Source organism: Bacillus cereus group sp. BcHK124, from assembly GCF_027712065.1.
Taxonomy (GTDB): Bacteria; Bacillota; Bacilli; order Bacillales; family Bacillaceae_G; genus Bacillus_A; species Bacillus_A pacificus.
In genome coordinates, this window is the sequence record NZ_JAQFPJ010000005.1 from 192,861 (window position 1) to 211,233 (window position 18,373).

An 18,373-nucleotide genomic window follows, 5' to 3' on the forward strand; every position below is an offset into this window, starting at 1 on the left:
TTCAACTTGCTTCTGTTTATTATGTAAAAAACCCTTCTTTGTGCAAGAAGGGATTTGCATTCCAGAATATTTCTCAACGTATCAAAACACCTCACATTATAACACACGTTGCTAATGTTTCACAATAATATATACATTCTCTTGTAAGCGATGCGCAATGCCATCTAGAATTGCCTCTAAATTATTTGCAACAAATTCTAATTCCTCTTTAGATTCACAAGTAAACAGAGGAGCACCACCAGCAAATTTCTCCGGGGTCGTTGTAATAACTGCAAGAATTACACTTTCTAACATCATCTCTTATCTCCCCTTCCTTTCGGGGCTTCCGATGACATATGAACAGCACTTTCTAACGTCGGCACGTTCCCTATGACACCTATCGCTTTCTCCGCATCTTGATCTTGTGGCAAGACAAAGATTCCAACCCTGCCATCCTCTAAATCACGCTTTGCTAACGGTACAAGTGCCGGCGTACCAGAATCTCTATAAATCCCTAAAGCAACAGAAACATCATGTAAAATAGCTTGTCGTTGTCCTAAGTTAGAGATTGTCACCATCGCATCAATTGATTTCGGTCTTAAAATAAAACCCATTCCATACTTCATAATTTCCTCTTGTCTTGCTGGCAATCCAATATTCATAATGTAAATATTATCAATATACAGCCCCGCTCCTTCAAAACGAAGTGGAACATGCTCGATATCAACAAGATCATGCAACCTCTTACCAGACATTAATTTTTTCGCGATAAAAAATGCGATGATAGCCATAACTACTCCAGCAATCCATGAACGGAACCCTATATAAGCAAACGTCGTTACAAACGACGTTAACATCGCCAAATAGTTGCGACTTTCAAAAACTAATGCAATTCCTTCAATATATGTATTCCCACGTGGTACAAGCTCATAACCATCTAATTGTTGCAATGTATTTCTTTCCATATTACGCACATCACGAAACTGTGTTGCTGCTAACGTAAGAAACGTAATGGCAGAAAAATCTTTTTTCAATATAGACGGAATTGCAATCGCTCCTAAAGCCGCCGCAATTAACCCCATCGCAATATGAATAATTTTCCCGTGGAGCCTCGTCGGATATTGCCGGGTATCTGTCCGAAGCATGAGCACTCTCGTTACTGTCCCTGCTATTACGCCGCATAAAATGGCCGGTGTATATTCAATCATGTATTACCCTCGCCTTTCTTTTACGTGTTTTCCTCTTAAACTGTTCCATGTGTACGGAGACTTTCGCAATCCAAAATAAAATTGCCATGAATAATGTAGAAACAGCAACGATATCAAAAAACGCTAAACTACCGTAATCGTAAGGAAAATGCAGTTTCCGAAAAATAATTGTCACAAACAATTCTCCCTGTAACATTCCTATATAAAGAGAACATAGTCGTAATATGCGATCCTCATGTAATAAAACGGATGCATATACAAGAGCACTACTTAACAAAAATAACCTGTCCACCACAATCCAAATTGGATCATATACTTCTAACAAATGAAAACTTGTATATAACATTGCAATAATAAGTGCCGAAAGTAAGCTATATAATTTTTTCCAAATAGAATAGAGCGTGAGTCCTATAAAAGCTATACCAGAAAGTAAAAGTGCATTTACTGATACCGTAAATGAAGCAATCGTTACATGTAACGGAGAACAAATAATAAAAATCAATATACAGGCGCTTATCTTCCACCGAATAGAGTCCTTTTTCATAAAAAATGTTACGACAATCCACCCTATCCAAGCTACAAAATAAAAAGTACTCCCTTCCATCATTTCACCTCCTATGTTTTCCATTATGGGAACTTTTTATGAAAGTTAATCCACTTTCTTCGCGCATAGTTTTTTCATATAACAGCAACACTTTTAATAAGGAGGTGCTATTCATTATGGGTAAAGATCGTCAAGAACGAAAACTAAGAGAATCTCGCCGCGTTGAATCTGACCGCGACCAATCACTACAATATCCGGGTGCAACTGGACTTGATACACCTGAGCAAGCTCGAAAACAGAATCAGCACTAAATAAAAAAACAGCCGATTTCCGGCTGTTTTTTTATTTATCATAATATTAATCCCTTTTCTGTCGCTTTATTAATTGCTTCCACTCGATTAGAGACCTCCAGCTTAGCGTATATATTAATTATATGTGTCTTCACCGTTGAAATTGAAATACAGAGTCTTTCAGCAATTTCTTTATTCTTAGCACCAGTCGATAAAACCTTTAAAACTTCTAATTCTCTTTGGCTCAATACAATACCTCTTTGCTCGCTTTCTCCTAATAAGGTATATAAAAACTTCTTTTCTTCCTCATTAAAGTTTTCGATTCTCTCTTTTTTTAATTGTATAAGTAATGATTTTATTTGTTCCATCATTAATATATATGGAGAGATAATATGATTTTCATAACTATAATAAATCGCTTCTCTCGTTAAATTTAAAAGCTCACGCATATCACTTTCTTCTTTTTTTAGTATATAAATTTTTAATAATATTGCTTCAATAAGCATAAGCTTCATTTTATTCTTTCTTGTAAACTCTGCGACTTCATCAACCAATTGCAAAGCTTCTTGCACGTTCCCTTTTCGAAATATAATTTTTGCATACAACAATTTATCTTCGATACGCAGCTTTTTTCGCTTTATTTTTTCATGATACATTGAAACAAAGTTTTCGATTTGTCCTGTATATTCTTCACTAAGTTCTATGGCATATTTTAAGACTGATGCTAAATATTGTTCATTTTTATATATCGAAAATGTTTGCAGTTTTTTTATCGTTTCCTTCGCACACTGTTTCTCACCTTTTAACACTTGCACTTCCATCACATTGTATAAATACGCTTTTTCTAACGCTAACTCCTTTCTTGAAATCCTTTGCAGTGATTGTTCTGCTAAATGTAATTGCATCCTTTTCGTATACACACCTGTAATACCAATATCACAACTACCTTCCAGTGACGATAACGATGGATATTGTTTCATTAAATCATACATAGCAGTGTATAATGATTCACATTCATTCAAATCTCCTAAATCTTCTTTTATTTGACTCAACGAACTAAAAATAACCATTTTTACATATGGATTTTCAAGATCTTCCTCAATCCTTTGAGCTTTTTCCAGCATATAAAGAGCATCTTGAACACGATCTTGATATCGTAAAAAAAACGAAAATTCTACATACATAATCGCTTTAGTAACATCACTTACATTCATTTCATCAATTTCATGAGTGAGTTGTATATCCACATATAAATTTTCTTCTGTCACTAAAGCTTTACAAAAATCAAATAACCTCCAAGGTTGCCCCCCCTCACTTTGTTCGTAAATTGCTTTTAACAACTCTTTACAACGTTCTAATTCTAAATTGCAATAATAATAAAAAATAAGCTGTAAAGCCATCTCTCTACGCTTTACAACAAAGGATAAAGGAATAAGTCTCAAATATCCCCATCCTTTTCGGTTTTGCGCATATTGTTCTATTTTAGTTAAAGCCAATTCATAACTTTTCACTTCTAATAGTAGTTTTATACATTCATCAAAATCACTTAAATGTTCGTATATAGTTGATGCATGTATATATAAATTTTCTCGTTCACTTAATTCATTACAATAATGCTGTAAAAACTTTTGAAAAATTGCATGATAACGATATATTCCGGCATTTTCATCAACCACTATTATAAATAAATGTTTTTGAAGCAAACGATTTAATATTTCTTTAGCATTCTCTATTCCTAGTAATTCATTACAAATATTCTCATTAAAATAATTTAAAATAGAAGTCTTTATAAGAAAATCTTTTTCCTCTTCTTCTAAAGATTTTAAAATTTCATTGGACAAATATGCGATTACATGCTTATTCAATCCCTTTATATTCTTCAATTCATCCTTGCGATCTATTCGTGCAAGTGCAAGTAATTGTAAACCACCAATCCAACCTTCTGCCAAACTATTCATCTTTTGAAGAAGTTCTCGTTTCATATTTAGCCCAAGTGTTCTTTGGATAAAATGTTCTCCCTCTAGAGATGAAAAACGCAAATCCATATTATCTATTTCTAACACTTTTCCTTCTACTAATAGATCTCCAATATATATACTTAGTTCATTTCTCATCAAAAAAATAACTCGAACATTAGACGAAGAATATTTTATAAAATACATGATAGATTCACATACATCTTGATCATCTATGCAATGGAAATCATCTAATACAATCGTAATATTTTCTTCTACATTCAAGAGATTAATTAAAGATACAATTATATTTTCTAATTCCGCTTTATGCATAATTGTTTGAAATAGAGAGAATAGATCATCTCCACCTTTTATAAAATGACGCAAACTTGCCAACATGTAATACCAAAAAGAAAACAGCGTATTATTCTCTCTATCTAATGAAATCCAAGTTGCTGATAAATGAGGATTTTCTAATAAAAACGATGCTAAAACTGTTGTCTTTCCACTACCCGCTTCACCCTTAATAACTATCACTTTATAATCATATATACGCTGCAATTTCCGAATAATATGCTCTCGTTCCACATAATTTTTACGTGGAACTGGCGCTATTAATTTTGTCGAAATGATTTGAAAATCTTTATTCATTAAATCACCTTACTATTCCCATTATAAAAATTCATTTTTATATTTTACCTAATATTACCTTCTTTCTATTTAACCATATACTCAGCGCAAAAAATACCGCAATTATAACAAGTATATATAATAGATGACCTACACTATTTACAAATCGATTTCCATTTTCTATCGATTCAGCAAATAAAAGATATTGTTTCTGCGGGAACAAACTAACAATCCAATCAAATATTGTCCCCTTTTCCTTCACAGTAAAAAACACCCCTGACAAAATAGATGTTAAAACAATAATTGAAGACGAAATCGATACTGCGTTATCTATTTTATTCACTACTGTGCTCATAAATAAAGAAAACGAAATTCCAAATAGTATAAGTAATCCTATTAAAAAGCTATATTGTAAATAACTAAAACCTATATCCACTTTAAACATATTCTTTTCGATAATTAAAACGAGTATAGTTGGTATATATAACATAAAAAAGGTAAATATAATATGCCCTAATAAGTAATTCGCAATATATATTTTGGATGAAACAATACGTGTAAACATCCCCTTTTCACGTTCTTCCGCATAAAAACTCATAAACATTACAGTACTTATTAAAATAAACATACAAGTGTATCCTAATATGGCTGTCCCTATTTTTCTCTTTGATTGAAATGGTATATTATTATTTTTTTGAATTGTCTTTTCTAGTTCTTTTTTAAACTCACTTCCTCTTATTGTTTTCACTTCTAGCTCCCCATTTCCTACTGGGGTAATTACCGCATCATACTTTTTCGTCACAAATTCCGACATAGCTGGCATTTTATTTACTTGCACGAGATTGATTCCCTGTATCGAAACATAGGAATCCATTTTCCCTACATAAGCTACATTTGCTTGCATTTCAAACTTCACTGTAAAAAAAATAGCCAGTGCTATAGAGATACTTAAAAAAGTAATCGTTAAAAAAATATAGCCTTTCTTACTTAAAACACGATTCATATTATTTTCAAAAATACTTCTTATTTCATTCATACATAATCCTCCACTTTAAAAAATAACTTGCAAAGTAACAAACAGAAGCTAGACATAACGATAAGTATAGTGCTTGTGGTAATAACTAGACTTAAATCCTGGTCATATATAATTTTCATTACACATTCTACAATCCACTTTACAGGTGAAATATAAGATAGAGCGCGTGTTAGCTCCCCATATCCGTCAAGAGAAAAGAATAGCCCTCCTAGAATTGCTAAAACATTATTTACAATACTTAATATCATATTCGTTATTTCTTCACTTTTAAAAATACAGCAAAACAGTACGCCAACTATTGAGGAAAAAAAGTTAAACAAAAATAAAATTATAATGACATAAATAGTATTACTACCTCCATAACTTACATTTAAACAACCATGTACAATTAACATAACTAATAGTAAACAAATAGATGTTACAGTAAAAGTCGCCATTACTTTTGCAACATAAACATATCCAATACGAATCGGACTATACATTACTCGTAAATTACTACTTTTCAAACTCGTTTCCATGAAACTATTAGATGCCGTCATTGACACGTTTAATACACAATAAACTAGTATAGTAATTCCATAATAATTGTAAGATGTAATTTCTTTATCACCATAGTAGTCTGAACTTAAATAACCAAAAATCATAATAAATAATAATGGAAATATGGAATTTATTATTAAAAGCGTTGGATTTTTTATAACGTTAACTACATCTCGTTTATATAGTGTAAAAAAACTCATACATATCACCTTCAATCTCTTAAGTTTCTTCCTGTTAATTGTAAAAATACCGTTTCTAAGCTGGCTACCTCACTTGTTATATTTTTGATTTTAATTCCGTTATTCATTAAAAAACTTATCAATTTATCTAAATTTTCTATCCCTTTTATTACCTTGATTTGCAAAACATTCTCTTTTACCTCTACACTTGTTACTCCTTCTATAACAAATAACCGTTCTTCAATTCCTTGTATCATTCCATCACATATAATGGTATAACGCATATCATTTTCAATACTCCGTTTTATTTCTTCTTTCGATCCTTTCGCGATAATTACACCATGATCAATAATGATAATTTCTGTAGCAATTTCCTCTACTTCTTCCATGTAATGAGTCGTATACAAAACCGTATTTCCTCGCTCACTTAATTGCTTAATTGATTGTAAAATGTGATTACGCGATTGCGGATCAATCCCAACAGTTGGTTCATCCATAATAATTATTTTCGGTTTATGAGCAATTGCACACGCTATATTTAATCTTCGTTTCATACCTCCAGAGAAAGTTTTCGGTTTCTCGTGTTTTTTATCTAGTAAAGCAACAAATTGTAAAGCATCTGTTACAGCCTGTTGAAGCTCCGGCCCTTTTAATCCATATAAAGATGCAAAAAATGTTACGTTTTTTTCAGCAGATATATCTTCATATATAGCTATATCTTGTGGAACAATCCCAATATTACTTTTTACATAACGACCATATTTCTTACTACTCTTTCCTTCAAATAAAAAATCTCCATTATCCGGTTTCAATATTGTTGATAATATATGAATCAACGTACTTTTCCCTGCACCATTTGGACCGAGAATACATAAGACCTCTCCCTCCTTAACGGAGAATGAAATATTAGATAAGGCTTTAAATCCCCCATAATATTTCGTCATTTCATTTACTTCAATTATATTTTTCATTTAATCCTCTCCTCTCTATGTCAGTTTACGAAAAGAAAGCATAAAAAAAATCAACCGAACGGTTGATTCCTTCGGTTGATTTTTTATCTCCTACTATAATGCGTCGTATCAATACCACGCTGCGTTAACCAATGATACGTTTCGCCCTTTACAACAAGAGGTACAGATTGTAACTCTTCTATCGTCTTCGCGCCAAGAGCTGTCATAATAAATTTCAAATCTGTATGTAGAAGATCAATTTCATCCACTAACTTCTCGATGCCATCTTGCATTAAAATGCGTAAAAAGTATCCAGCAAAAGCAGTTGTATTCGCCCCTAATGCGATTGCTTTCGCTACGTCAAGCGCTGTTTGTATACCCCCAGATGCAATAAAAGAGAGGTTATTATTTGTAGAGGTTGCTTCAATAATCGAGGTTGCTGTTTGTATGCCCCAGTTATTAAAATAAGAAAGCATTCGCTGTCTTCTTTCATTTTCAACAGCAGCAAAATTCGTACCACCTTGTCCGCCAATATCAATTGCCGTTACACCTATGCTCGCTAACTGTTGCATTGTTTCCTTACTCATTCCAAATCCAACTTCTTTCACAATGACAGGAACTTTACTATTTAAAACAATTTTCTCAACACGCTGAAGCACACCAGTAAAGTCACGGTCTCCTTCTGGCATCGTTAACTCTTGTATGACATTTAAATGAATTTGTAATGCGTTCGCTTCAATCATATCAACGGCACGCTCTGCCTGCTCAGTAGTTGCCTCACTACCTAAATTAGCAAAGAAAACCCCATGTGGATTTACCTTTCTAATTATCTTATAAGAAGCAGCCTCACTTTCATCTTTTAACGCAGCCATTTGCGATCCTACAGCCATAGCAAGATTATGATGTTTCGCTACATATGCTAATTGCTCATTAATATGTAACGTTTTCTCTCCTCCACCACCAGTCATCGCATTGATAAAAATCGGCGAACTTAGTGAAAGTTCGCCGATTTTTGTTTCACATGTTATTGTGTCATAATTTGAATTTGGCAAGCTTTGATGCACAAAATCAATATCATGAAAGCCATGCGTACGAGACTGACCAGTAGAAAGAGCGTATTCAATATGATCTAATTTACGTTTTGCCCTTACCACTTGTACCCCTCTTTATTTCTTTAATTTTTTCAGTTGTTCACCAATAATGTCACTTAATTGGAAAGTAGCAGAATCAGCATTCGGTTCATACTGACTATAATCTTCAGTTACATTATTTTCCTCAAGCGCTTCTTTTATACTTAAAGAAATACGTTTCTCTGCTACATGAACTTCAAGTACTTTCACTTTTACTTCTTGTCCCATTTCCAATACTTCATTTGGATTTTTCACGTGACGATTTGCAATTTGAGATACATGCACAAGACCTTCGACGCCAGGTAAAATTTCAACGAATGCACCAAATGTAACAAGACGTTTTACTATTCCCTCACGAATATCACCAGCTTTTACTTCACCAGCAATATTTTCCCAAGGTCCTGGTTGAGCTGCTTTAATTGATAAAGAAATACGTTGTGTATCAGCATCAACAGATAATACCTTTACTTTTACCTTTTGACCTTGCTCTAATACTTCAGAAGGTTGCTCTACACGTTCGTGTGAAATTTGTGAAATATGAACTAAACCGTCCACACCGCCAACATTAACGAAAGCACCAAAATCCGTTAGTCGTTGTACTGTCCCTTCAACAACGTCGCCTTCTTTTAATGAAGAAATTGCTTCTTTCTTCTTAGAATCTAGTTCTAATTCTACTACCGCTTTATGCGAAAGGATCACACGATTTTTTTCACGGTCCAATTCAACAATTTTCACGGCTAATGTTTTGCCTTTATAGTCAGTAAAATCTTCTACATAATGTACTTCTACAAGTGAAGCTGGTATAAAGCCACGAACACCAAGGTCCACAACTAATCCACCATTCACGATATCTTTTACGGTAACATCAAATACGTGACCAGAAGTAAATTTCTCTTGTAATTCTACCCATGCTTTTTCTGCATCAACAGCACGTTTAGATAAGACAAGATCATTTTCTTCTAATTTAATAATCTTTAATTCTAGTATTTGATCTAATTCTACAACATCGCTTGCTTTTTCAATATGAACGTTAGCTAATTCACTAATTGGAATTACGCCATCTGTTTTGTATCCAACATTTACAAGCACTTGTTTCTCTTCAACTTTCGTTACAGAACCTGTAACAACGTCACCAACTTGTAATTCTTTTGAATCCATAACTTCTTCATTCATTTTCTCTACCATGGAAATACCTCCCTACAGAATTGACAAAGCATTTTTTATGTATATACGAAATGAAAACAATTGTTTTCATTTGCATGTTTAAGAATTTATCATCACATACGTAAGCTTCATACATTTCACTAGAAAATATATTAAACCTATATAAATAGTATACAGCAAAATCATGTTGAAGAAAGTATGTTTTGAAATATAATAGCGAATATATTCTGACAGTTTTATTCCTCTTTAACTAACTTCTTATAAATCCGGTCATTTGTCAAGGAAAGAGACTCACAATTCACGTATCCTTTACATTTTTATATAAACAAAAAAGAAAGAGGCTACCCCCTTTCTTTATTTCGCAAACACTCCCGAAACAATACCCATAATTTTTTGGACAACTTCTTCAATTGATAAAGAAGTTGTATCTAATTCCAATGCATCATCAGCTTTTTTTAGAGGAGAAACTTCGCGTTCTGAATCTAATTTATCACGCTGAGCAATTTCTTCTTTTAACTGCTCTAAATTAGAATCGAAACCTTTATTCATATTTTCTAAATGTCTTCTCTCTGCTCTTTCTTCAACAGAAGCAAGCATAAAGATCTTTACTTCAGCATCTGGTAACACATGTGTACCAATATCACGACCATCCATTACAACGCCGCCTTTTTCTGCTAACTCTTGTTGACGACGTACCATTTCTTCACGAACAAGGCGATGTTTTGCCACAATCGATACTCGATTCGTCACCTCAGGTGTACGAATGACTTCCGAAACATCTTGTCCATTTAAAAATACAAGTTGTGTATTTTCTCCTTGCTGAAACTCAATTTTCACATTTTTTACAACTTCCATTAACTGCTCTTCATTTTCAATGTCCACTTTTTGCTCAAGGGCTGCATATGTAATTGTACGATACATTGCGCCTGTATCAATATAAACGTAAGAAAGCTTCTTCGCCACAACTTTCGCAACTGTACTTTTTCCAGCCGCTGCTGGACCATCTATAGCAATTGAAATTCGTTTATCCATTGTAACACCTCATTTTTTCACTTATAAAACAAAACGAAAAGCAGGTATTCTCCTGCTTCTTCTCATTTGCTTCACGTCATTAAATCCTCAATTATTGTAGCATAATCCTTCATAGAAGAAAATGAAAACTACCTATTCACCCGTAAGATTTCTGCTTTGTTTTTTACCATGACACCTTCATAATAAACAATTTTAGATAAATATTTCACTGATGACTTATGTATAAATAACAATTGCACAACAGAAAGACAAATGAATTGTATTATTAATATACGAATAAGCATTCTCTCCATCTTTTTCAACGTAACGGCTCCCTCCTATACTGTATTTGCACATTTCGTTTCGTAATTTTATACATCGTACATATAGCATTTCATTTTATTGTCATTTTCGAGGCATACTTTTATACATTTCCATTGTCGAATTTACTCAAAACATGTTATGTTCTAAATGTATTTTTTTACTTGAAAGGGGTATAAGCATTGAAAAAAATCCTAGTTTTACACACAGGTGGAACAATTGCAATGGAGGAAGATAAAGAAACTGGGGTCGTACAACCAGGTGAAAAAAATCCTCTTTTAAAATTCATTCCGGATTTAGAAGGCGATGTTGATTTAATCGTTGAAGATGTGTTTCATCTACCATCTCCTCATATGACACCGAGCGAAATGTTACAATTACAAGTCATCATTGATGAAAGAGTAAAACAAGACAACATTCATGGCGTAGTCATTACGCATGGTACGGATACATTAGAAGAAACGGCCTATTTCTTAGATTTAACAGTACAAGCAACTATTCCGATCGTTGTAACAGGCGCAATGCGCTCTAGCAATGAATTAGGTGCTGATGGTCTATATAACTTCTTATCAGCTGTAAAAGTCGCTAGCAGTAGTGAAGCTGCCGAAAAAGGCGTTTTAGTCGTATTAAACGACGAAATTCATTGCGCTACAAACGTAACGAAAACACATACAAGTAATGTAGCAACATTCCAAAGTCCACAGTATGGACCAATCGGTATGGTAACAAAACGTGGTGTTGTATTCCACCATGCTTTAGTACATCACGAAACATATTCAGTAAATAAGGTTTCTAAAAATGTAGTCGTTCTAAAAGCGTACGCTGGTATGGACGATACATTGTTAGCAGCAATTGAAAATCTTCCGGTAGACGGGATTGTTATTGAAGCGCTTGGACAAGGTAATTTACCTCCAAGAACACTTCCTAGTCTAGAACGACTAATAAATAAAGGAATTCCTGTCGTATTAGTTTCTCGCTGTTTCAATGGCATCGTTCAAGATGTATATTCATATGAAGGTGGCGGCAAACAATTAAAAGATATGGGTATTGTATTCACATACGGTTTAAACGCTCAAAAAGCACGTATTAAATTATTAGTTGCATTAGAGAATACAACTTCTCATGAAGCAATCCAAAACATGTTTATGCACGATTAAAAAGGAAGCTGTCGAAGTTTATTTCGACAGCTTCTTTTTATATTTCTCTTGTTGCAATGGTTTGCGCAATCGCATCCCCATGAAATCGACCGTTCTCAATAAATATTTCATTTGCATTATTTCCAGCAGCAATTACACCTGCAATGAAAATATTTTCAGCGTTCGTTTCCATCGTATCCTGTGCATAAATTGGACGTCCTGTCTCTTCATCAATCCGAACACCCATCTTTGTTAAGAAACTATGATCAGGGTGGTAACCAGTCATCGCAAATACAAAATCATTTTGGATTGTATATGCTTCGCCATCAACGGTATACGTTAATGTATGTTCAGTAATTTCTTTCACATGAGCCCCGAAATGCATGTCAATTGTACCATTTCGGACTAACGCCTCAAACTCTGGCAAAATCCACGGCTTTATACTTGGTGAATACTCACTTCCGCGATATAAAACCGTTACACGTGCACCAGCTTTCACAAGCTCTAAAGCGGCATCTACACTCGAGTTTTTCCCACCTATAACGACTACATCTCGATCAAAATAAGGATGTCCTTCTTTAAAATAGTGAGCTACCTTCTTCAATTCCTCACCTGGAACATTCATATAATTTGGATTGTCATAATATCCAGTTGCTACTACAATATATTTCGCTATATATATTTCTCTACTTCCGTCACGCTTTGTCGTCTCAACCTGAAAAGCTTCTCCATCTTTTTGAACGTTCTCCACTCGTTCAAAAGCATTTACACGTACAGATTTACGTTTTACTACTTCGCGATAATACGCAAGCGCTTGATTTCGAACAGGCTTACGATTTTCTGTAATAAAAGCTACATCACCAATTTCTAATTTTTCACTAGAGGAGAAAAATGTTTGATGAGTTGGATAATTATAAATCGCATTTACAATGTTTCCTTTTTCAATTACTAACGGATTTATCCCTACCTTTTGCAACGAAATTGCTGCTGCTAATCCGCACGGACCGCCTCCAATTATAATAGCTGTTTCTTTCTGCATACTCGGTTCACTCCTAGTCTTCTACCAATACACTATTTATAAAAACAAGAAAAAACCTACTTACAGCAGTAGGCACCTATCTTTATTGTATTCATTTTTCATATATTTGTCATCTAAACGAAACGTACATCCGATAGACATCTGCTAAAAACTGCTGAAATTTAATACCTTGTTTCCCTAATACATTTTCAGGATCAATCTTTCTAGCTGGGTCAAGTGTTTTATGTGATACGATATCTTTTTTCGGATTCAAGCCGAAGATTTGACATAAATACGCATGATACCACGTAAAACGGGTATATGCTTCCCAAAAGTTAACATCACCGCCATAACAAAGCTCCACTCCAATGGCAGCCTTATTGGCATCATATCCATATAAGTCATTATCTGTCGGCACACCATATCGAACATGGTAGGCAACTTCATTTATAGGAATAATTTCTAATATCGTTTTGTCATCTATAAATGTATGTGCCGAAGCTTTCGGCTGTATTTCATTAAAATAATCCCGATTCCCAATCGCATTGCTACCAGGATTCCCCGTATCATGACTTACAATAAACCTTACTTTAGAAAGAGGAATACCCGGTCGTGAACTTCCATATCCAATATAGTTACGCTCTATAGGAAACATCGCCATTACTACCAACTCCCGCTTCAGAAGATTACCTTACTTCTTTATATATGTATTCGGTAGCAATGTCCTTATAGCATATTTCTTACGCGAAGAGAAAATCGAAAATATTTGATGTGAACACCATAAATAATAAAATACTTACAGCAACTCCATAAAAACCGTAAAACCAAACACAATCTTCTTTCGTATCTAAACCGAAAAATTTATTTACTGATTGTAATAATGTGCCGCGCTTACTTTGTTTGTTTCTTAATACTTCCACTCGTTCTACAACATCTGCTGGCATCATAAATCTTTGGTCTACTGTCATTTTCATCATTTATCTCTCCTTAAAATCATTTCCGTTTTGTTTATCTAAGGAGAGTATAGCACGTTTGTTCGTGTAGAACAAGCGTTCTTTTTGTTTTTATTTTATTTTTCAACAAACCAATTAATAATTACCAATATAAAAGCGATAATCGGCCCTACTACAACCGCACCAAATATTAAAAATAATAATCCTTCTCCGAACACCCGAGCGGTACTTGCTTTTCGATCTTGCTTCGTTTTTACGAGTTCTCCCTCTAACCTCTTAACCTTTTCTTCTAATTGTTCTACTCGTTCCATCATTTCATCTCCCATTTACAACACCTCACTCTAATACTTCAACAAAAAAAACGTGATTCCCTCGAAAGGAATCACGTTTTCTCACAATATAATATTATACCCAACCTCTGAAGCGACTTGCTTCAGCCATTTTACGAACACCGACCATATACGCTGCTAAGCGCATGTTCACTTTACGAACTTGTGCTGTTTCATAAATAGAATCAAATGATCTTACCATTACTTTTTCTAAACGTTGTTCTACTTCTTCTTCAGTCCAGTAGTAACCTTGGTTATTTTGTACCCACTCAAAGTAAGATACTGTTACCCCACCAGCACTCGCTAATACGTCTGGAACAAGTAAAATTCCGCGATCTGTTAAAATTTTAGTTGCTTCTAATGTTGTTGGACCATTTGCAGCTTCAACAACAATTTTTGCTTTAATATCATTAGCATTTTCTTCTGTAATTTGATTCTCAATTGCAGCTGGAACTAAAATGTCACAATCAAGTTCTAACAATTCTTTGTTTGAAATTGTATTATTAAATAGTTTTGTTACTGTACCGAAGCTATCACGACGGTCTAATAAATAATCAATATCTAATCCATTTGGATCATGCAATGCGCCGTAAGCATCTGAGATTGCAATAACTTTTGCACCTGCATCATGCATAAATTTAGCTAAGAAGCTACCAGCATTACCGAATCCTTGAACAACAACGCGCGCACCTTTAATATCAATGTCGCGTTTTTTTGCAGCTTCGCGAATACAAATTGTAACACCTTTCGCTGTTGCTGTTTCACGTCCATGTGATCCACCTAATACAAGTGGCTTACCTGTAATAAATCCTGGCGAGTTAAATTCATCAATACGGCTATACTCATCCATCATCCATGCCATAATTTGAGAGTTTGTGAATACATCTGGAGCTGGAATATCTTTCGTCGGCCCTACGATTTGACTAATTGCTCGTACATAACCACGGCTTAATCTTTCTAACTCACGGAATGACATTTCACGTGGGTCACAGATAATTCCACCTTTACCTCCGCCATATGGTAAGTCGACAATACCACATTTTAAACTCATCCAAATTGAAAGTGCTTTCACTTCATTTTCTGTTACATTCGGATGGAAGCGAATTCCACCTTTCGTTGGACCAACAGCATCATTATGTTGTGCACGATATCCTGTAAATATTTTAACAGTCCCGTCATCCATACGAACTGGTATTTTCACTGTCATCATACGAACTGGTTCTTTTAATAATTCATATACTTCGTTTGGATAACCCAATTTTTCTAACGCTTCACTGATAACAATTTGTGTTGAATTCAATAGTTCAAAATGTTGTTCCCTTTGTTGTTGTGTTTTTGTTTGAGTTCCCTTTTCGGCTACCATAGTAAGTAAACCCCCTGTAATTTCACTTGTTTAGTAAACCTTCATTGCCTAGTATACACCGTTAAATTTGGAATGCAATAGAAAACGCTAACAAATATATACAAAGTATTTTCTGTTGCAAGCGTTTTCACTATCATTATAGTCCTTTTATTACTTTTAGAAAAGTAAAATACTTAAATATTTAAATATTTTTTATTTTATTCATGTACAGCACTTTGAAAAGATACATTTAAGTACAATAAAAAAAACAAAACCTTAGGTTATATTAGCTAAGGTTTTGTTTTTTCACAAAGTAATTGTGTATTTGTTCAATTGCTTGAGAAGCCATTAATTCTTTACCATACTCCATTAGACGATAAATAGTTGCTGTAGACGGATTACCATATTCCGCTAAAATAGCTATAAAATCTGCCTTCAGTAATTGAATTTGCTCCTCTTCTTCCATCCAAAGATAGAAACGCCCATCCCACGTATATAATTTTCCGCCAGTTACATCAAGGTTATATAAACGATTCGACAGGTTAATTACGTCATCTAGTGTAGCAAATTCATAAAGGATATGCTCGCTTTCATCTAGAGTCACTTGCATTTCAATAAACTCGTCACGGAACTCATCATCTGTATCCGCTTCTTGATGTTCTTTCGTTACAATTACGACCATTCCTTGCGCTTGTAGAGAAAATACTTCAACTGCAATCGGACCATCCGCTTCAAATCCTAATTCTTTATTTGCTTCTTGCATCATATCACGAAATAATTGCTGTACTTTCGGTGCATTTCTCCACAAATCTTCTTTCGTTAATCCTCTTTCAGATAAATCATCAAATGTTAAGAAAATTTTTATCTTATTGTAATTTAATCGTTCCAGCCTCATATCATACCCTCCCTACGCAACCAATGAATATAATTTTTATTATATGAAATAGAAAATAGATGGTTCTTTTCGAACAACTATTCTAACATGTTTAACCAATCATCCCATTCTTCTTTCGTATCACCAATTAGGCTTGTTTGAATGTTCAACTGATCTCGAGCACCTATTTCTCCTATAATCCCAACAGAAAGGTTCTCATTTTTTTCTTGCAAAAAACCCACATAGCTCATTACATTCTTCCGTTCTCGTCCGTCATCAAAAGAGATTACTACATATTTAGGTCTTATTTGCTCAACAGCTAACGAAATACTATCTTCCGCTACGCTTGCCCGAATATATATCACATCATATCCTTTTAATCGTAAATACGTTGAGAAAACAAACCCTTTCAACATATTACTTTCTAACACGACAACTTTGTGTATAGAAGAAAACGATGATGCATTATGATATACCATCCCTAGACGCGTTTGTAAAAATGATACGACATATTGGAATTGCACCATTGTAACTTCATTGTTATTTTTTAACGTTAACAATTTATTTGACACTTGAAGAACAATACTTGCTATAACTTTTTCTGTTGCATAAATACTAAAAGCCTCGTTTAACAATGCAGAAGTTGTAATTTCATCAAATTTTAACAAAGCTTGTAGTATATCGTCCACTAAAACAACTTCTCTATCGTAATGTATTTCATTTTGAACATTATTCTGCAAACGATTCCCTTCTAATAATTGAACTGCTTGTCCAATCATCATGCCGGAAGAAACCTTGTCCATTAACCATTTTAAAATTTGAATATGCTCTTCTGTATATAATCGATGCCCCGCATGATTCCGCTTTGGGGCAATCATTTGATATCGTCTTTCCCATGCACGAAGCGTACTTGGTTGAATTCCAATTATATTCGAAACAGCTTTTATATTATATTTTCCGTTTAGAGTTGGCATCATTTCCCTCCGCATAACGTAATAATATGTGTTTGAGCAGGTGCTCGGAAGCGAAGTGGAACCAACGTTGTTCCATACCCATTACTAACAAAAAGAGTCATATTTGAATGCTTATATACGCCACCTTTTAAATATTTTTTAGATGGGAATAATCGAATCTGTCCTCCATGTGTATGTCCACTTAACACAAGTGAAATTTGTTCTTTTCCAGACATTTTATTTATTATATCAGGGTTGTGGCTAATTAATATGCGAAAACCATCTTCCTTACAATCAGCCAACGCTAAATCTAAACGATCACGTTTCAAACCAACATCATCTACACCGAGCAAACAAATTTTCTCTCCTAATTCAGACTCAAATACAACTCTTGTATTATCTAAAACTTTCACATTATTTTCTAATAATAAAGCATCCAATTCATGATATTCAATCTCATAATCATTATTTCCCCATACAAAATATACAGGAGCTATCGCTCTTAACTTTTGTATATTTGCAGAGATTTTCGATAAAGGGACACCTTTTTCCGCTAAATCACCACCAATAATTACAAGATCTACTTTTCTTTTTACTTGTTCAATTAACGAATTCGAAATGCCCCTTCTATGAATATCTGATATAAAGAATATATTTACTTTTTGAAAACTTTTCGGAAATTCTTCAAATATTAAAGTATGTTCTAGCACCGTATTACGCGTTGCTTCCGTATACATTACAAGAAGAAATATAATACCAATACAAACGAGAGTACTTAATAAGATAATCCATATCATATATTTTTTACTCCCTTCCTCATAAAGATAATTC

General features: G+C 33.9%; 21 protein-coding genes. 2 read left to right on the top strand and 19 right to left on the bottom strand.

The genetic code is table 11. The features are described 5' to 3' along the window. Positions 1–111: 111 nt before the first annotated feature. Genes PDK19_RS10860 through PDK19_RS10870 form a run of 3 tightly spaced genes read right to left on the bottom strand, consistent with a single transcriptional unit; the run spans position 112 to position 1,791 of the window. Positions 112–297 (bottom strand): capping complex subunit for YIEGIA, encoded by a 186-nt coding sequence (locus PDK19_RS10860; RefSeq protein WP_000979051.1) that lies wholly within the window; start codon positions 295–297, stop codon positions 112–114. Then, positions 294–1,187: a YIEGIA family protein gene (locus PDK19_RS10865; protein WP_000575281.1), complete on the bottom strand. Its 894-nt coding sequence runs from the start codon at positions 1,185–1,187 to the stop codon at positions 294–296. Before PDK19_RS10865 ends, PDK19_RS10860 begins: the two co-directional genes overlap by 4 nt. Continuing rightward, positions 1,180–1,791: a YphA family membrane protein gene (locus PDK19_RS10870; protein WP_000399224.1), complete on the bottom strand. Its 612-nt coding sequence runs from the start codon at positions 1,789–1,791 to the stop codon at positions 1,180–1,182. The genes PDK19_RS10865 and PDK19_RS10870 overlap by 8 nt, the downstream gene beginning before the upstream one ends. Before the next feature lie 116 nt (positions 1,792–1,907). Here PDK19_RS10870 and PDK19_RS10875 point away from each other — a divergent pair, with 116 nt between their 5' ends. Beyond that, the gene (locus PDK19_RS10875; RefSeq protein ID WP_000513900.1) at positions 1,908–2,042 is read left to right on the top strand and encodes a YpzI family protein; all 135 of its coding nucleotides are present in this window, start codon (positions 1,908–1,910) and stop codon (positions 2,040–2,042) included. A gap of 38 nt (positions 2,043–2,080) precedes the next feature. Here the strand turns inward: PDK19_RS10875 and PDK19_RS10880 are convergent, their stop codons facing one another. The 8 genes from PDK19_RS10880 to PDK19_RS10915 all read right to left on the bottom strand — a co-directional run bounded on the left by PDK19_RS10880 (position 2,081) and on the right by PDK19_RS10915 (position 10,939). Beyond that, entirely contained in the window at positions 2,081–4,627 is a 2,547-nt protein-coding gene (locus PDK19_RS10880; RefSeq protein ID WP_270707084.1) for a LuxR C-terminal-related transcriptional regulator, read from the bottom strand. A gap of 37 nt (positions 4,628–4,664) precedes the next feature. Beyond that, on the bottom strand, positions 4,665–5,642 hold the full coding sequence (locus PDK19_RS10885) for an ABC transporter permease (RefSeq protein ID WP_074615706.1): 978 nt from the start codon (positions 5,640–5,642) through the stop codon (positions 4,665–4,667). Then, entirely contained in the window at positions 5,639–6,382 is a 744-nt protein-coding gene (locus PDK19_RS10890) for an ABC transporter permease (RefSeq protein ID WP_074615705.1), read from the bottom strand. The genes PDK19_RS10885 and PDK19_RS10890 overlap by 4 nt, the downstream gene beginning before the upstream one ends. A gap of 11 nt (positions 6,383–6,393) precedes the next feature. After that, positions 6,394–7,332, bottom strand: coding sequence for an ABC transporter ATP-binding protein (locus tag PDK19_RS10895; RefSeq protein ID WP_074615704.1), 939 nt, complete (start codon positions 7,330–7,332; stop codon positions 6,394–6,396). A gap of 83 nt (positions 7,333–7,415) precedes the next feature. Beyond that, positions 7,416–8,465, bottom strand: a complete 1,050-nt coding sequence (locus tag PDK19_RS10900; protein WP_000251030.1) for a type 2 isopentenyl-diphosphate Delta-isomerase — start codon at positions 8,463–8,465, stop codon at positions 7,416–7,418. Between the two features lie 12 nt (positions 8,466–8,477). Beyond that, the gene (gene rpsA / locus PDK19_RS10905) at positions 8,478–9,626 is read right to left on the bottom strand and encodes a 30S ribosomal protein S1 (RefSeq protein ID WP_000229551.1); all 1,149 of its coding nucleotides are present in this window, start codon (positions 9,624–9,626) and stop codon (positions 8,478–8,480) included. 333 nt (positions 9,627–9,959) lie between these two features. Next, complete coding sequence (gene cmk / locus PDK19_RS10910; RefSeq protein ID WP_000361264.1) at positions 9,960–10,637, bottom strand: (d)CMP kinase; 678 nt, start codon at positions 10,635–10,637, stop codon at positions 9,960–9,962. A 128-nt stretch (positions 10,638–10,765) separates the two neighbouring features. Continuing rightward, positions 10,766–10,939 (bottom strand): YpfB family protein, encoded by a 174-nt coding sequence (locus tag PDK19_RS10915; RefSeq protein ID WP_014893178.1) that lies wholly within the window; start codon positions 10,937–10,939, stop codon positions 10,766–10,768. Positions 10,940–11,119: 180 nt separating this feature from the next. Here PDK19_RS10915 and ansA point away from each other — a divergent pair, with 180 nt between their 5' ends. Continuing rightward, positions 11,120–12,094, top strand: a complete 975-nt coding sequence (gene ansA / locus PDK19_RS10920; RefSeq protein WP_000723054.1) for an asparaginase — start codon at positions 11,120–11,122, stop codon at positions 12,092–12,094. 37 nt (positions 12,095–12,131) lie between these two features. Here ansA and PDK19_RS10925 read toward each other — a convergent pair whose 3' ends face one another. The 8 genes from PDK19_RS10925 to PDK19_RS10960 all read right to left on the bottom strand — a co-directional run bounded on the left by PDK19_RS10925 (position 12,132) and on the right by PDK19_RS10960 (position 18,339). Continuing rightward, complete coding sequence (locus PDK19_RS10925; protein WP_014893179.1) at positions 12,132–13,112, bottom strand: YpdA family putative bacillithiol disulfide reductase; 981 nt, start codon at positions 13,110–13,112, stop codon at positions 12,132–12,134. A 109-nt stretch (positions 13,113–13,221) separates the two neighbouring features. Next, a complete protein-coding gene (locus tag PDK19_RS10930; RefSeq protein WP_262722669.1) occupies positions 13,222–13,752 on the bottom strand; it encodes a peptidoglycan recognition protein family protein in 531 nt (176 codons plus the stop codon). A gap of 79 nt (positions 13,753–13,831) precedes the next feature. Further along, the gene (locus tag PDK19_RS10935) at positions 13,832–14,068 is read right to left on the bottom strand and encodes a DUF3961 domain-containing protein (protein ID WP_001983018.1); all 237 of its coding nucleotides are present in this window, start codon (positions 14,066–14,068) and stop codon (positions 13,832–13,834) included. 92 nt (positions 14,069–14,160) lie between these two features. Continuing rightward, positions 14,161–14,370 carry a hypothetical protein gene (locus PDK19_RS10940; protein WP_014893180.1) on the bottom strand — a complete coding sequence of 70 codons (210 nt, stop codon included), beginning with the start codon at positions 14,368–14,370 and terminating at the stop codon, positions 14,161–14,163. A 79-nt stretch (positions 14,371–14,449) separates the two neighbouring features. Beyond that, positions 14,450–15,736: an NAD-specific glutamate dehydrogenase gene (gene gudB / locus PDK19_RS10945; RefSeq protein ID WP_000225176.1), complete on the bottom strand. Its 1,287-nt coding sequence runs from the start codon at positions 15,734–15,736 to the stop codon at positions 14,450–14,452. Between the two features lie 265 nt (positions 15,737–16,001). Next, positions 16,002–16,610, bottom strand: a complete 609-nt coding sequence (locus PDK19_RS10950; protein ID WP_001235392.1) for a genetic competence negative regulator — start codon at positions 16,608–16,610, stop codon at positions 16,002–16,004. Positions 16,611–16,687: 77 nt separating this feature from the next. Continuing rightward, positions 16,688–17,563 (bottom strand): MerR family transcriptional regulator, encoded by an 876-nt coding sequence (locus tag PDK19_RS10955; RefSeq protein WP_001142649.1) that lies wholly within the window; start codon positions 17,561–17,563, stop codon positions 16,688–16,690. Beyond that, on the bottom strand, positions 17,563–18,339 hold the full coding sequence (locus PDK19_RS10960; protein WP_000637813.1) for a metallophosphoesterase: 777 nt from the start codon (positions 18,337–18,339) through the stop codon (positions 17,563–17,565). Before PDK19_RS10960 ends, PDK19_RS10955 begins: the two co-directional genes overlap by 1 nt. Positions 18,340–18,373: the final 34 nt, after the last annotated feature.

Bases quoted from the DNA above. Each gene is read 5' to 3' on its own strand.
- gudB (WP_000225176.1), bottom strand. From the start codon at position 15,736: ATGGTAGCCGAAAAGGGAACTCAAACAAAAACACAACAACAAAGGGAA.
- PDK19_RS10925 (WP_014893179.1), bottom strand. From the start codon at position 13,112: ATGCAGAAAGAAACAGCTATTATAATTGGAGGCGGTCCGTGCGGATTA.
- PDK19_RS10860 (WP_000979051.1), bottom strand. From the start codon at position 297: ATGATGTTAGAAAGTGTAATTCTTGCAGTTATTACAACGACCCCGGAG.
- PDK19_RS10960 (WP_000637813.1), bottom strand. From the start codon at position 18,339: ATGATATGGATTATCTTATTAAGTACTCTCGTTTGTATTGGTATTATA.
- PDK19_RS10880 (WP_270707084.1), bottom strand. From the start codon at position 4,627: ATGAATAAAGATTTTCAAATCATTTCGACAAAATTAATAGCGCCAGTT.
- PDK19_RS10875 (WP_000513900.1), top strand. From the start codon at position 1,908: ATGGGTAAAGATCGTCAAGAACGAAAACTAAGAGAATCTCGCCGCGTT.
- cmk (WP_000361264.1), bottom strand. From the start codon at position 10,637: ATGGATAAACGAATTTCAATTGCTATAGATGGTCCAGCAGCGGCTGGA.
- PDK19_RS10885 (WP_074615706.1), bottom strand. From the start codon at position 5,642: ATGAATGAAATAAGAAGTATTTTTGAAAATAATATGAATCGTGTTTTA.
- PDK19_RS10890 (WP_074615705.1), bottom strand. From the start codon at position 6,382: ATGAGTTTTTTTACACTATATAAACGAGATGTAGTTAACGTTATAAAA.
- PDK19_RS10955 (WP_001142649.1), bottom strand. From the start codon at position 17,563: ATGCCAACTCTAAACGGAAAATATAATATAAAAGCTGTTTCGAATATA.
- PDK19_RS10870 (WP_000399224.1), bottom strand. From the start codon at position 1,791: ATGGAAGGGAGTACTTTTTATTTTGTAGCTTGGATAGGGTGGATTGTC.
- PDK19_RS10935 (WP_001983018.1), bottom strand. From the start codon at position 14,068: ATGATGAAAATGACAGTAGACCAAAGATTTATGATGCCAGCAGATGTT.
- PDK19_RS10940 (WP_014893180.1), bottom strand. From the start codon at position 14,370: ATGGGAGATGAAATGATGGAACGAGTAGAACAATTAGAAGAAAAGGTT.
- PDK19_RS10895 (WP_074615704.1), bottom strand. From the start codon at position 7,332: ATGAAAAATATAATTGAAGTAAATGAAATGACGAAATATTATGGGGGA.
- PDK19_RS10930 (WP_262722669.1), bottom strand. From the start codon at position 13,752: ATGGCGATGTTTCCTATAGAGCGTAACTATATTGGATATGGAAGTTCA.
- PDK19_RS10865 (WP_000575281.1), bottom strand. From the start codon at position 1,187: ATGATTGAATATACACCGGCCATTTTATGCGGCGTAATAGCAGGGACA.
- PDK19_RS10950 (WP_001235392.1), bottom strand. From the start codon at position 16,610: ATGAGGCTGGAACGATTAAATTACAATAAGATAAAAATTTTCTTAACA.
- rpsA (WP_000229551.1), bottom strand. From the start codon at position 9,626: ATGGTAGAGAAAATGAATGAAGAAGTTATGGATTCAAAAGAATTACAA.